Annotated in this window: 12 protein-coding genes; 4 read left to right on the top strand and 8 right to left on the bottom strand. The window is 66.9% G+C overall.

What is annotated here, in order from left to right:
- Positions 1-10: 10 nt before the first annotated feature.
- The 8 genes from V9K91_RS16555 to V9K91_RS16590 form a co-directional block, all read right to left on the bottom strand.
- Positions 11-2,146 (bottom strand): hypothetical protein, encoded by a 2,136-nt coding sequence (locus tag V9K91_RS16555; protein WP_336443538.1) that lies wholly within the window; start codon positions 2,144-2,146, stop codon positions 11-13.
- A 29-nt stretch (positions 2,147-2,175) separates the two neighbouring features.
- Entirely contained in the window at positions 2,176-3,120 is a 945-nt protein-coding gene (locus V9K91_RS16560; protein WP_068849060.1) for an NAD-dependent epimerase/dehydratase family protein, read from the bottom strand.
- Position 3,121: 1 nt separating this feature from the next.
- Positions 3,122-3,853 (bottom strand): SDR family oxidoreductase, encoded by a 732-nt coding sequence (locus V9K91_RS16565; protein WP_095364253.1) that lies wholly within the window; start codon positions 3,851-3,853, stop codon positions 3,122-3,124.
- Positions 3,854-3,855: 2 nt separating this feature from the next.
- Positions 3,856-5,163: an FAD-binding oxidoreductase gene (locus V9K91_RS16570; protein ID WP_068849063.1), complete on the bottom strand. Its 1,308-nt coding sequence runs from the start codon at positions 5,161-5,163 to the stop codon at positions 3,856-3,858.
- A complete protein-coding gene (locus tag V9K91_RS16575; RefSeq protein ID WP_249833728.1) occupies positions 5,160-6,578 on the bottom strand; it encodes a UbiA family prenyltransferase in 1,419 nt (472 codons plus the stop codon). Before V9K91_RS16575 ends, V9K91_RS16570 begins: the two co-directional genes overlap by 4 nt.
- 124 nt (positions 6,579-6,702) lie before the next feature.
- The gene (locus V9K91_RS16580; protein ID WP_068849067.1) at positions 6,703-7,671 is read right to left on the bottom strand and encodes a lysylphosphatidylglycerol synthase transmembrane domain-containing protein; all 969 of its coding nucleotides are present in this window, start codon (positions 7,669-7,671) and stop codon (positions 6,703-6,705) included.
- Positions 7,672-8,610, bottom strand: a complete 939-nt coding sequence (locus tag V9K91_RS16585; protein WP_249833729.1) for an electron transfer flavoprotein subunit alpha/FixB family protein — start codon at positions 8,608-8,610, stop codon at positions 7,672-7,674.
- Positions 8,610-9,356 (bottom strand): electron transfer flavoprotein subunit beta/FixA family protein, encoded by a 747-nt coding sequence (locus V9K91_RS16590; RefSeq protein WP_249833730.1) that lies wholly within the window; start codon positions 9,354-9,356, stop codon positions 8,610-8,612. Before V9K91_RS16590 ends, V9K91_RS16585 begins: the two co-directional genes overlap by 1 nt.
- A gap of 253 nt (positions 9,357-9,609) precedes the next feature.
- On the opposite strand from V9K91_RS16590, the gene rfbB reads away from it, so the two are divergent.
- From rfbB to rfbD, 4 genes are read left to right on the top strand one after another with little or no spacing between them, the layout of a single operon-like run.
- Positions 9,610-10,665, top strand: coding sequence for a dTDP-glucose 4,6-dehydratase (rfbB, locus tag V9K91_RS16595; protein ID WP_336443539.1), 1,056 nt, complete (start codon positions 9,610-9,612; stop codon positions 10,663-10,665).
- Positions 10,666-10,675: 10 nt separating this feature from the next.
- Entirely contained in the window at positions 10,676-11,563 is an 888-nt protein-coding gene (gene rfbA, locus V9K91_RS16600) for a glucose-1-phosphate thymidylyltransferase RfbA (protein ID WP_068849074.1), read from the top strand.
- Positions 11,560-12,117 (top strand): dTDP-4-dehydrorhamnose 3,5-epimerase, encoded by a 558-nt coding sequence (gene rfbC, locus V9K91_RS16605; RefSeq protein ID WP_249833731.1) that lies wholly within the window; start codon positions 11,560-11,562, stop codon positions 12,115-12,117. Before rfbA ends, rfbC begins: the two co-directional genes overlap by 4 nt.
- Positions 12,114-13,028 carry a dTDP-4-dehydrorhamnose reductase gene (rfbD, locus tag V9K91_RS16610; protein WP_336443540.1) on the top strand — a complete coding sequence of 305 codons (915 nt, stop codon included), beginning with the start codon at positions 12,114-12,116 and terminating at the stop codon, positions 13,026-13,028. The genes rfbC and rfbD overlap by 4 nt, the downstream gene beginning before the upstream one ends.
- The last annotated feature ends 11 nt before the right edge of the window (positions 13,029-13,039 follow it).

Here is a 13,039-nt window from a genome sequence, read left to right on the forward strand (position 1 = left end):
CGACCGTCATTCAGTTGGCCGGTGCCGCTGCAACCACCGCAATGGCCGACCATTCGCCCCAGCCGTCACCGTCATCGACCAGCGTGACGGTGAAGGTTTCCGGCAGCGAAGGCGCATCCAGCGACAGGCGGACCCACTCCTGTTCCGCCAGCGGCAGCTTGGCACTGCCCAGCCGGCCATCGTCAAGCTGGATCACCTGGCGGCCGACGGTCGGCCCGGAACGGTAGTAGAACGCATCACCGGGGTGTGCGGTGAAGCGCAGCGTGCCCTTGTCCGAATCGCCTCGCACCAGGCTGGCCATGATCTTCATGCCCGGGTAGGACGAGACATGGAAATCCTTGCCCAACCACGGATGGCCCGGCGTCACGGCAGCTTCGGTGATGATCTTCGTGCCGGGCGCCGGCACTTCCACCGTCTCCCGATACGCCATGACCGGAGCGACCGCCGGCAGCTGGCAACCGGCGCCCAGCAGTACCAGCGGGTGGCCCAGTTGGTCGCGGGGGACATACGCAACGAAGCCCGCGCGCGCGGCCGCTGCCGCGCCGGTGACTTCGGCGACGTCCGGTCGCGAATGACCGATCAACCCGTAGCCGACCACCTTGCCGTCGCGAACCACGCGCAGCGCGCCGCCCTCGGTGTCCGGCGCAGGCCCGTCCAGCCAGCCACGGATCCTGACGTAGTCCTGCTGGGACGGTGCTTCGCGGGATTCATCGATGTTGCCCCGGCACACCACGCCCGGCAGCGCGGGTGCGCTGCTGCCGATCACCGTGGGTGTTGCCTGCCACGGCGCGGCAGTAAAGATTGAAAGGTTTGCCGCGGCGGCGTCGCGGGCCAGGCGAAGCGCGTTCTCGGTGAAGGGGAAAATGATCTGTACCTGCGCATCGTCTGCAATGCCAAGTCCCATCGCAACGGCCGCGAGCGACTGCTCGTAGTGCTTGTCGGCCTGATCGTCCAGGGCGTGCTTCTGTTCGATCATCCCCACGCCCAGCGCGCCGGCCATCAGCACAAGCACGGCGGCATGCCAGCGGCGGCCGCGCAGGGCGACAAAGGACACCACCCAGATTGCCAGCGCGGCCCAGGCCATCACCGCTGGGGTGGTGTAGCGGCTGGCCAGGGCATGGATCTCACCACTGGCGGCGCGTCCCAGCGTCGTGCCTGCTGCGGTTCCACCGATGAAGACCAGGAACATCACCAGCGCCCACTGCGCATGGCGACCCTGCGGACGGCGCAGGTGGACCAGCGCCGCCAGGGCGGAGCCGATGACCAGCAGGGCGCCCATCGCTGCGGCAACCTCCCGCGCGTGCGGGGTCACGTTGCGGGCGATGTAGTAGAAGGGGCTGCCCAGGTAAAGCAGCAGGAAGCGCACGTACTGGTAGGGCTGCTGGCGCAGCAGCTCAAGTTTCGAGGGACCATCGCCGGTGGCGAGGCCACGCTGGTAGGCGGCACCCATGATCAGGGCCAGACCCACCAGCACCAGGAAGCGGCGCCACCCCTGCCGGGTGATCGCCGCGTACGCGGCAAGGATCGGCAGGGTGAGCACGCCATTGGCCATGGTGCCGAGCGAGGCAACGCCCAGCAGCACCGACAACAGGAACCAGCGTCGGCTGGAGGAGGTCGACACGCTGGCGTGGTACAGCGCCAGCAGTGCGGCCAGCGGCAGCAGCTGGGCAAGGATGAACTGGCTCTGGAAGCCCCATGTCAGGTTTCCTTCCTGGCACCAGCTGAACAACCAGGCCAACAGGAACAGGAAGGTGCCGGCGCGCAGCATCGCATCTTCGTGGCGTGGCATCGTGGCACGCAGGAACCGCCACATGACCAGCGCACTGGTGGCCACCAGCAGATAGTTGGCAACAATGAGGAAGACCGCACTTCCGCCAAACAGGCGCATGTCCAGCCAGAACAGCACGCGTGCGAGTACGATGCGGTGTTCGTTGTGCCCGGCCAGCCATATGCCGGCATCCCCCGCGCTCACGCGTCGATAGAAATCAACCGTGCCATCCCACATGTCGGTGAGCGGCACCGGCGTGTAGCTCTGCCTGGCTCCGACCACGGCCAGCCACACATACGCTATGGCCAGCAGCCCAAGCACCACGGTGAGCAGCCCGTTGAGGCGGTGGGTGAAGCGGGGGGAGGCGGTTGGGTTCAACGTACTATCCTTTGCTGGATGGTTCATCATCAACGACGCAGCACGATATGGCTGTAGCGCGGGTCGGTGTAGCTCTCGCGGATGGCTTCTTCGAACGGGGTCTGGCGTACGCCAAACACCGCCTCGGTATCCACGCCCTTGAAATCGTCGCCGGCGCTGAGCGCCTTGAGCTGGTCGGCGGTGAACGGCGGCTTGGCGCTGAACAGGGCGAACGTGCGCAGCAGGAAGGCGAAGAAGCCGATCGGGATGTGGACGATCAGCGTGTGCAGGTTCTTGACCCGCTTGATGGTCCGGATGATGTCCACGTAGTCCACGCGGGTGTCGCCGACGATGTCGAACACCTTGCCGTCCGGCTCGGTCTCGATGCATCTGGCGATGCAGCGGCAGAAGTCGCGCTCATACAGCGGCTGGCGCATGAACCTGCCATCGCCGGGAATCGGGAACACCGGCGTGCGCGCCATGAAGCGCGACAGCCAGCCCAGGTGCTTGGGGTCGAACCAGCCGAACATGAGCGTGGGCCGCAGTACGCAGTGGCGCTGTCCGCTGGACACCACCATCGCTTCCTGGTCGCGCTTGGTGGTGGTGTAGTCGTCCACCGCCACCGAGTTCACCACCGACGAGCTGATATGCACCATGTAGGGCACGTTGGCGGCCCGGGTGGCGGCGAGAACGTGCCCGGTGGCGGTGATGTTGTTGCGCACGAACAGGTCATTGGTCTTGCCGGTGATCTGCGCGTGCAGCTGCACGACGCAGGCAGCGCCTTCGAACTCGGCCGCCCACGGGCCAGGCAGGGCGAGGTCGGCGTCGACCGCGCGCACGTCCGGGTGCAGTTCGCGGAGTATGGCCAGGTTGTGGGCGTGCTTGTCGATGGCCACCAGCTGGCTGTAACCCTGCTGCTTGAGCTCGACGATCAGGTTCTGGCCGACAAGCCCGGCCGCACCGGTAATGACGATCTTGGCGTGTTTGTCGGTCATGTCAGAGCTTGATCCTGCGGAATACGAATTCAGGGATGGACTTGATGACGAACATGATCGCCCACCAGAAGCCCGGCAGGTAAGCCACCGGGCGGCGCTTGTCGATCGCACGGGCGATGCCGGTGGCCACCTTGTCCGGGGTGGCCCACAGCGCGCCCTTCTTGAACGCGGCGGTCATCGGCGTATCGACGAAGCCGGGCTTGATCGTCAGTACGTTGATCCCGGTGGCGCGCAGGCGCTGTCCCAGCCCGCTCAGGTAGGCGCTGACCGCCGCCTTGGCACTGCCGTACAGATAGTTGCTGGCACGGCCGCGGTCACCGGCGACGGAGGAAATCACGGCCAGGGTCGAGCCGCTCTGCAGCCGCTGGGCGAGTGCTGCCGCCAGCGCGATCGTCGAAGTGCCGTTGGTGGCGAACTCCTGCAGCGCAACGTCGACCGAGGCATCGCAGGCGGCCTGGTCGGGCAGGGTGCCATGCGCGATCAGCACGGTGTCGATCCCACCCAGCGCGGCCCACGCGGTATCCAGCACGGCGGCGTGGGCCCCGAGATCGTTGACGTCCAGCACGGCCGAATCCACCTGCCGGGCGCCACGTACGCGCAGATCGTCGGCGATGACGTCCAGCCGGGCCGCATTGCGTGCTACCAGGAACACCGCCGCGGCGCGTGTGGCGTAAACGCGGGCGACGGCTTCGGCGATCGCCGATGTCGCACCGATGATCAGGATCTTCTGCATGCTCACTCCATGACCCGGCTCCAGAAGCCGGATGAAAAACGGGGATCGATGAATCGGGAAAAGGACTGCCACTGCGGATAGGCCTGGCGGAACAGCGCTCCGCTCATGCGCGCATCCTTTGCCGGGTAGACCGCGCCACCGGCCTCGGCGACGATGCGGTCCAGCCGCTCCAGCATCCGGAACACGTCCGGGCCGTCGTTGGGGAAGTCCAGCGCGAGCGTGGTGCCGGGGCGTGGAAAGGACAGCATGCCCGGCGACGGACGGTTGCCGAACTCCTTCAGCACGGCCAGGAACGAACCGCGCCCGCTGCGCGATATCTCTGACAGCAGTGCCGCCGTGGCATCGCGCGCGACCTCGGGCGGCAATACGCACTGGTGCTGCAGAAACCCCCGCGGACCGTACATGCGGTTCCAGTGGTTGATGCCATCCAGCGGATAGAAGTAGCTCTGGAAGTGACTGACGTGGCGCTTGCGCCGGGCGGGCTGCCGCCAGTAGTAGAGGGTGTTGAACGGCTTCAGGGTCAGCCGGTTGACCAGCGATACCGGCGGCACCAGCGGCATGCTGCGGCGTGGCGCGCCTGGCGGCGTGGCCGCCTGCGCGTTGCCTGCGGCATGGTCACCGCGCAGGAAATGGCCGCGGCCCAGCTGCCTGCCCTTGGCCAGGCAGTCGATCCACGCGACGGTGTATTCGAAGTCGCGGGCCGATTGGCGCGACAGCTCGAAGAATTCATCCAGCCCATCAAAGCGGATCGATTCGGTCTCGATCCACGGGCCGGGGACGCGGCGCAGCTGCAGCTCGGCCCAGGTGACCAGGCCGGTCAGGCCCAGTCCGCCGATCGTTGCCGCAAACAGGCCGCTGGCGTCGTGTGCATCCAGCTGTTGCCGCGCACCATCACTGCGCAGCAGCTCCAGGCAGCGCACGTGGTGGCCGAAGCTGCCGGCGCGGTGATGGTTCTTGCCATGCACGTCATTGCCGATCGCACCGCCCACGGTCGCGTAGCGCGTACCCGGGGTGACCGGCAGGAACCAGCCGGCCGGCAGCGCCAGCTCGATGATCTCGGCAAGGGTCACGCCCGCCTCGCAGCGCAGCACGCCGGTGGCGGGATCGAACGCGATGAAGCGGTCCAATGCGCGCGTCATCAACAACGTGCCGCCCGGATTCAGGCAGCTGTCGCCGTAACTGCGGCCATTGCCGTGGGGCAACATGCTGCCGGCCACCGGCGGCAGGGCGGCGGCGCGGTCGCTGAGCGCAAGCAGCGTCTGCTGCGCGCGCGGATAGCGCCCCCACGACTGGCCGCGTGCCGAACTCATATCGCGGCGAGCACGATGACCACGCACAGGGCGATGACCACCTGGCTGACCCGGTCCATGGCAGCGAAAACGATGGGGTCGTCATCCATGTCGCCGCGGTGGGAAACGATCCACATTCTGCTGATCCAGTACAACAGCATCGGGCAGAGTAGCCACAGCACCTTGGGGTTGCTGTACAGCTCCAGGCTTTCGGGGCTGTTGATGTACAGCGCGAACACCAGCACGCCGATGTAGCCGGCTGCGGCACCCAGCGATTGCACCAGCGGCAGGTCCGCCACCGCGTAGCCGCGGCCGATCGCCATCTCCTTGCCGCTGGCCAGGGCGGCGGCCAGCTCGGTGTAGCGCTTGAGCATGGCCAGGCTGAGAAACACGAACATGGAGAACGCCAGCAGCCAGAACGACAGCTCCGACCCGATTGCGACGGTGCCGCCGATGATGCGCACGGTGTACAGCGCCGCCAGCAGCACCACATCGATCATCACGATGCGCTTGAGCTTGAGCGAATACGCCAGCGTCATCACGTAGTAGCACAGCAGCACGCCGGCAAACGCCGGACTGCACAGCCACGCCAGGGCGAAACCGAGTACGGTCAGCAGCGGCGCCACCAGCAGGCCATGCAGCAGCGGCAGCGTACCGGCGGCGAACGGCCGCTTGCGCTTCCGGGCGTGCATGCGGTCGGGGGTCAGGTCGAGCAGATCGTTGAGCAGGTACACACCCGATGCGCACAGTCCGAATGCCAGGAAGGCGATGCCGGCATCGAGCACCGCAGCCGGTTCGAGGAAGCGGTGCGCGGTAAGCAGCGGCACCAGCACCAGCAGGTTCTTCAGCCACTGGTAGATGCGCAGCGCCTTGATCCAGGTCAGCAGGCCACCGTTGCGGGCGGGCAGGTGGGCCAGCACCTCGGTGTGGCGGGCAGCATCGCGCGCAAGGCGCTCGCCGTTGTTGACCACGATGGCGCCGCCAGCATGCGCCCACACCTGGAGGTCGACCCGGCCGTTGCCCATGTAGTCGAAACCGCGTTCGCCGAAGCGCTCGGCCAGTGCCTTGCCCTTGTTGTGGCCGGACAGGTTGGTGTGGCCGTCGCTGGCGATCACCTCCTCGAACAGGCCCAGGTGGTCGGCGATCGGCTGGACCAGCAGCTGGTCCGAGGCGGTGCAGAGAACGCGCGGCCGCTGCGTCGTGGTGCGCAGGATGTCCAGCACGCGCTCGTCGTAGGGCAGCGTGTCGGCGGGCAGCTGGACACGCGAGGCCAGCTGGCGCTTGACCGCCGCCTTGCCACCCAGCAGCCAGAACGGCAGCAGGAACACGTACAGCGGATTGCGCGCCAGCAATGCCAGCAGCGATTCATACAGGATGTCGGAGCGGAGCAGGGTGCCGTCCAGGTCGACACAGAGTGCGCGGTTCTGGGATTTCAAAACGGGGTGACTCCTGCGTCGAACGAACCGGGGCTGTACATGGCGATGGCGTCTCATCCATGAAAATTGACCGCACAGTATAGCGTCGCATCTGGTTGGTTTAAGCCCGGGAATGCGCGTCTCTTCAGGGGTCCGGGCGTGCCTCCAGGCTCCCCATGGCCAGCATTCCCACCACCACGGCCAGCCACAGGCTGGCCAACCGGATCCCGATGGCCGCCGCCACGGCGACCTCCAGCCCGGCGCCGGTGCTGGTCAGCATGAGCACGATGGCCGCTTCGGTGGTGCCCACGCCCCCCGGCACGAAGGACAGGGCGCCCACCAGCATCGCCAGTGGGTAAATAGCGAGCGCGTGCTGCCAGGACAGGGCGATCCCCAGGCAATGGCAGAGCCAGGCGAACGCGGCAGCCGTCAGCAACCATGCCGCCGCACCGTAGGCGGTGCTGGCAAGCGTCAGGCCCGGTCGCAGCAGCGGGCGCAGGCCACACACCCCATCCAGCAGGAACCCGCACAGCTGGCGTACGCGTGGCCCGGGAAGCCGCGCGATCACCGCCCGCGCCAGCGCCTGCAGGCGCGGCCAGGCGGCCAGCAGACACAATCCCACCAGCAGGACCATGACAATCCCGGTCAGCGCACCGAACAGGGGCACCAGGCCTGCTGCGCCGGTGCCGAGCAGGGTGATCACGGCCAGGTCCAGCCCGCGCTCATACACGAACGTAGCCAGCGTGGCGCGCGATGGAATACCCAGCCGCGAGAAATAGCGGATACGCAGCAGCTCACCGGCCTTGCCCGGCGAGGCGGTGAAGGCAAAACCGGCGAGATAGGCGACCAGCCCCGCCCGCCACGAAGCGACCGGGTGCCCCTGCACGCGCAGCAGGACATGCCAGCGCTGATAGCGCAGCAGGTAGCTGCACAACACCAGCAGCGCGCAGACCGCCAGCGGGCCTGCCAGATCGCCCAGCCGCGACAGCACATGCTTGTCGCGGTCCAGGTACCACAGCGCCAGCAGGTACACACTGGCGATGCCGGCCAACCATCCCAGTGCCCGGCCCCGACGGGGCGGGGCGGGCGCAGCGGGGGAGGTGCCCTCGGTCACTTACAGCGCCGCTTCCAGCTCCGGCAGCAGGGTGAACAGATCACCCACCAGGCCGATGTCGGCGATTTCGAAGATCGGCGAATCCGGGTCCTTGTTGATCGCCACGATGGTGCCGGCGTCCTTGATCCCGGTCAGGTGCTGGATGGCACCGCTGATGCCGACCGCCACGTACAGCTCCGGCGAGATGATCTTGCCGGTCTGGCCGACCTGCAGGTCGCTGGGCACATAGCCGGCGTCCACGGCCGCGCGCGAGGCACCCACGGCTGCCCCGAGCTTGTCGGCCAGCTGGAAGATCACCTTGAAGTTCTCTTCCGAGCCCACGCCACGGCCACCGGAGACCACGCGCCTGGCGCTCTGCAGGTCCGGACGGTCGGTGGCACCGGCTGCCAGGCCGACGAAACGGGTGTGGGTCGGCAGGGCCGCGTCCACGCTGGCCGCTTCCACCGGGGCGCTGCCGCCGCTGGCGACTTCCGGCCAGGAGGCCGCGCGCACGGTGGCGACCACGATCTGGTCGGTCGGCACGTCCACGGTGATGATCGCGTTGCCCGCGTAGATCGGGCGCTTGAAGCTGTGGCTGCCTTCAACCGTCATCAGGTCCGAAACCTGGTTCACGCCCAGCAGGGCGGCCACGCACGGCATCAGGTCCTTGCCGAAGGTGGTCGAGGGACCGAACACGTGGGTATAGCCCTTGGCCAGCTGCGCGATCTGCGGGGCCAGTACCTGGGCCAGCGCCTGCGCATTGGCCGGGTTGGCCACGGTCAGTACCTTGGCCACGCCGGCCAGGCCGGCGGCCTGGGCCGCAACGGCGGCCGGGTCGGCAGCCATTACCAGCACGTCGATGCTGGCGCCGCTGATGGCGGCGGCCGCGCTCACGGTCTTGGCGGTGGCGGCGTTGAGCTTGCCGTCATGGTGTTCGGCAACAACGAGGATCTTGGTCATTACAGCAACCCCTTCTGCTTGAGTGCGGCAACCAGTTCGGCCGCGTCCTTGACCATCACGCCCTTGCTGCGCTTGGACGGCGCGGCGTACCGGGTGGTCTTGAAGGTATCGGCGGCGTCAACCCCGAGGTCGGCCAGCTGCAGCGTTTCCAGCGGCTTGGCCTTGGCCTTCATGATGTCGGGAAGCTTGATGAAGCGCGGCTCGTTCAGGCGCAGGTCGGTGGTGACCACGGCCGGCAGGTCCACTTCCAGCGTTTCCAGGCCGGCGTCGACCTCGCGGGTCACCGTGGCCTTGCCGTCGGCGATGTCCAGCTTGCTGGCGAACGTCGCCTGCGGGCGGCCCCACAGTGTGGCCAGCATCTGGCCGGTCTGGTTGGCATCGTCATCGATGGCCTGCTTGCCCAGGATCACCAGGTCCGGCTGTTCCTTCTCCACCAGCTTGAGCAGGGTGCGCGCGGCCGTCAGCGGCTGGATGGCCTGGTCGGTGACCACGTGGATGGCGCGGTTGGCGCCCATGGCCAGGCCGTTGCGCAGGTGCGCCTGGGCGTCGGACGGGGCGATGGTGGCCACGATCACTTCGGTGGCGATGCCCTTGTCGCGCAGGCGCAGGGCTTCTTCCAGCGCGATTTCATCGAACGGATTGGGGGACAGCTTGACGCCGTCGGTGACCACGCCGGAACCGTCCGGCTTGACCTGAATGCGGACGTTGTAGTCCACCACGCGCTTGTACGCGACGAGGATTTTCATCTGGTGCGGGATCCTTGTAGTGCCGACCGCTGGCCGGCTCAAAATCAGGGGGAACGTCCGGTTCCGCAAACAGCAACCGGTTCGGGGGGTGGGACCGCGATTCTAACTGCCTCCGGCCAACCATGCGAATGCGTATGGTGGGTGTCGGCCATTGCTGCGCCGCACAAACGACGCGGGCCCATTCACCTTTGGGCGACGCTGTAAAAGGTCCGGCGTTGTATCCTGTCCAGCTAACCAAAAAGGAGAACGGGTAGTGCCCACATGGCTTGTCACCGGCGGAGCCGGCTTCATCGGCGGTAACTTTGTTCTCGAGGCGGTCGCCAAAGGTGTCAGGGTCATCAACCTTGATGCGCTGACCTATGCCGGCAATCTCAAGACCCTGGCGTCGCTGGAGGGCAACCCCGCGCATGTCTTCGTTGAAGGCGACATCGGCGACCAGGCCCTGGTGGCCCGCCTGCTGGCCGAACACCAGCCCGACGCCGTGCTGAATTTCGCCGCTGAAAGCCACGTGGACCGCTCCATCGACGGGCCCGGTGCCTTCATCCAGACCAACGTGGTCGGTACGTTGGGCCTGCTCGAAGCCGTGCGCGACTACTGGAAGGCGCTGCCGGCCGACAAGGGCCAGGCGTTCCGCTTCCTGCACGTGTCCACCGATGAGGTCTACGGCACGCTGGGCGAGACCGGCAAGTTCAGCGAAACCACGCCGTATGCGCCCAATTCGCCGTACTCGGCGTCCAAGGCGGCTTCGGATCACCTCGTGCGTGCGTTCCACCACACCTACGGGCTGCCGGTGCTGACCACCAACTGCTCCAACAACTACGGCCCGTACCACTTCCCGGAAAAGCTCATCCCGCTGGTGATCGCCAAGGCGCTGGCCGGCGAACCCCTGCCGGTATACGGCGACGGCAAGCAGGTACGCGACTGGCTGTTCGTGTCCGACCACTGCGAGGCGATCCGTACCGTACTGGCCAAGGGCCAGGTGGGTGAGACCTACAACGTGGGCGGCAATTCCGAGAAGGAAAACATCGAAGTGGTGCACGCGATCTGCGCGCTGCTCGATGCCCGTCGTCCGCGCGAGGACGGCCAGCCGCGCAGCAGCCAGATCACCTACGTTGCCGACCGCCCCGGCCATGACCGCCGCTATGCGATCGATGCCTCCAAGCTGAAAGACCAGCTGGGCTGGGAGCCGGAATACACCTTCGAGCAGGGCATTGCCTTCACGGTGGACTGGTACCTGGACAACCAGGAATGGGTCAACGGCGTGCTCGATGGCAGCTACCGCCTGCAGCGTATCGGCACCACGGCCTAAAGGGATTCCCATGACGCAACGTAAAGGCATCATCCTGGCGGGCGGCTCCGGCACCCGCCTGTATCCGATCACCAAGGGCGTCAGCAAGCAGCTGTTGCCGGTGTACGACAAACCGATGATCTACTACCCGCTCAGCGTGCTGATGCTGGCGGGGATCCGCGATGTGCTGATCATCAACACCCCGCACGAGCAGGCGCTGTTCCAGGCGCTGCTGGGCGATGGTTCGCAATGGGGCATGAACATTGAATACGCCGTGCAGCCGAGCCCCGATGGGCTGGCGCAGGCCTACCTGATCGGCAAGGATTTCGTCGGCGGCAAGCCGAGCTGCCTGGTGCTGGGCGACAACATCTTCCATGGCCACGGCCTGCGTGAAGTGTTGCGCAACGCCGACCAGCGCGACAGCGGCGCAACCGTGTTCGGCTATTGGGTGAACGATCCCGAGCGTTACGGTGTGGCCGAATTCGACAAGGCCGGCAAGGTCATCGACCTGGTTGAAAAGCCGGCCAACCCGCGCTCGAACTATGCGGTCACCGGCCTGTACTTCTACGACGGCAACGCCAGCCACCATGCCGCCGAACTGAAGCCGTCGCCGCGTGGCGAACTGGAAATCACCGATCTGAACCAGCGCTACCTGCGCGAGGGAAATCTGCACCTGGAAGCCCTCGGTCGCGGTTATGCGTGGCTGGATACCGGTACGCACCAGTCGCTGCTGGAGGCGTCGAACTTCATCGAAACCATCCAGACCCGCCAGGGCCTGCAGGTCTGCTGCCCGGAAGAAATCGCGTTCGGCCAGGGCTGGATCAGCGCCGAACAGCTGGAGGCGCTTGCCGCGCCGTTGATCAAGAATGGCTACGGCCAGTATCTGCACGCGTTGGCCGTGCGTGGAGTGGTGCCATGAAAATCATCCAGACCAAGCTGCCGGGTTGCGTTGTGATCGAGCCGGCCGTATTCGGCGACGAGCGCGGGTTCTTCTTTGAAACCTGGAATGCGGAACGGTTCGGCCAGCATGGCCTGCCGACGAAGTTCGTGCAGAGCAACGTGTCCACCTCCGCCAAGGGCGTGCTGCGTGGGCTGCACTACCAGTGGCCGCGTCCGCAGGGCAAGCTGGTCAGCGTGCTGGAGGGCGAGGTCTACGACGTCGCCGTCGACATCCGTCGTGGCTCGCCGACCTTCGGCCAGTGGGAAGCTGTCGTGCTGAGCGCGGAAAACAAGAAGCAGTTCTGGATCCCGGAAGGGTTCGCGCACGGCTTTGCCGTGCTGTCCGAGCGCGCGGTGTTCAGCTACCTGTGCACCGAGGTGTACCTGAAGGACTTCGACGCCGGCGTGCGCTGGAACGATGCCGACATCGGCGTGGATTGGCCGATCAGTGGCCCGACCCTGTCGGCCAAGGATGAGGCAGCGCCGTTCCTGAAGGACATCCCCGAGGACCGTCTGCCGGTCTATACGCCATGAACGTGCTGCTTTTCGGCGCCAATGGCCAGCTTGGCCAGGAGTTGCTGCGCGCGCTGGCGCCGCTCGGGACGGTCACCGCGACCACCCGCAGTGGCAGCCTTGCTGATGGCAGCCCCTGCGACGTTGCGGATTTCAACCAGCCCGCGACCCTGGCTGCGTTGTTGGACCGGGTCCAGCCTGACGTGGTGGTCAACGCCGCCGCGTACACGGCCGTGGATCGGGCCGAAGAAGACCGCGACGCCGCGTGGCGGGCCAACGCCGACGCACCGGGCGTGATCGCGCGGTGGTGCGCTGCCGCGGGTGTACCGCTGGTGCATTACTCCACCGACTACGTGTTCGATGGCCAGGGCACCCGTGCTTACCTCGAAGACGACGCCACCGCGCCGTTGGGCGTGTACGGACAGAGCAAGCTGGCGGGCGAGGACGCGGTGCGTGCCGCCGGCGGCCGCCACCTGATCTTCCGTACCGCCTGGGTATATGCCTCGCACAGCGCCAACTTCCTGCGCACCATGCTGCGGGTGGGGGCCGAGCGCGAGGTGTTGCGCGTGGTCGCCGACCAGGTCGGCACCCCGACCCCCGCCGCCCTGATCGCCGATGTCACCGCGCAGGTGCTGCAGCACCCGGGCCGGTTGTCCGGGACCTGGCACCTGACGGCCAGTGGCCAGACCAGCTGGCATGGCTTTGCCGAGGCGATCTTCGCCCAGGCACAGGCGGGCGGCGTGCTGGCACGGGTGCCGGTGGTGGAGGCCATCAGCGCGGCGGACTACCCGACGCCTGCCAAGCGCCCGGCCTGGTCGGTGCTCGACAATGGCCGGCTGCAGCAGGACTTCGGCCTGCAGCTGCCCTCCTGGCAGGACGGTCTGAAGCAGGTGATGGCCGGGATTGCCCCGGCAGGCACCGCCACGCGCTGAACGGGAACGCT

The sequence above is a fragment of the Stenotrophomonas sp. CCNWLW57 genome, from assembly GCF_037203925.1.
GTDB lineage: Bacteria > Pseudomonadota > Gammaproteobacteria > Xanthomonadales > Xanthomonadaceae > Stenotrophomonas > Stenotrophomonas rhizophila_A.

Excerpts from the sequence above, each read along its gene's own strand:
- V9K91_RS16560 (WP_068849060.1), bottom strand. The coding sequence starts at position 3,120 with ATGACCGACAAACACGCCAAGATCGTCATTACCGGTGCGGCCGGGCTT.
- V9K91_RS16565 (WP_095364253.1), bottom strand. The coding sequence starts at position 3,853 with ATGCAGAAGATCCTGATCATCGGTGCGACATCGGCGATCGCCGAAGCC.
- V9K91_RS16570 (WP_068849063.1), bottom strand. The coding sequence starts at position 5,163 with ATGAGTTCGGCACGCGGCCAGTCGTGGGGGCGCTATCCGCGCGCGCAG.
- V9K91_RS16585 (WP_249833729.1), bottom strand. The coding sequence starts at position 8,610 with ATGACCAAGATCCTCGTTGTTGCCGAACACCATGACGGCAAGCTCAAC.
- V9K91_RS16590 (WP_249833730.1), bottom strand. The coding sequence starts at position 9,356 with ATGAAAATCCTCGTCGCGTACAAGCGCGTGGTGGACTACAACGTCCGC.
- rfbA (WP_068849074.1), top strand. The coding sequence starts at position 10,676 with ATGACGCAACGTAAAGGCATCATCCTGGCGGGCGGCTCCGGCACCCGC.
- rfbC (WP_249833731.1), top strand. The coding sequence starts at position 11,560 with ATGAAAATCATCCAGACCAAGCTGCCGGGTTGCGTTGTGATCGAGCCG.
- rfbD (WP_336443540.1), top strand. The coding sequence starts at position 12,114 with ATGAACGTGCTGCTTTTCGGCGCCAATGGCCAGCTTGGCCAGGAGTTG.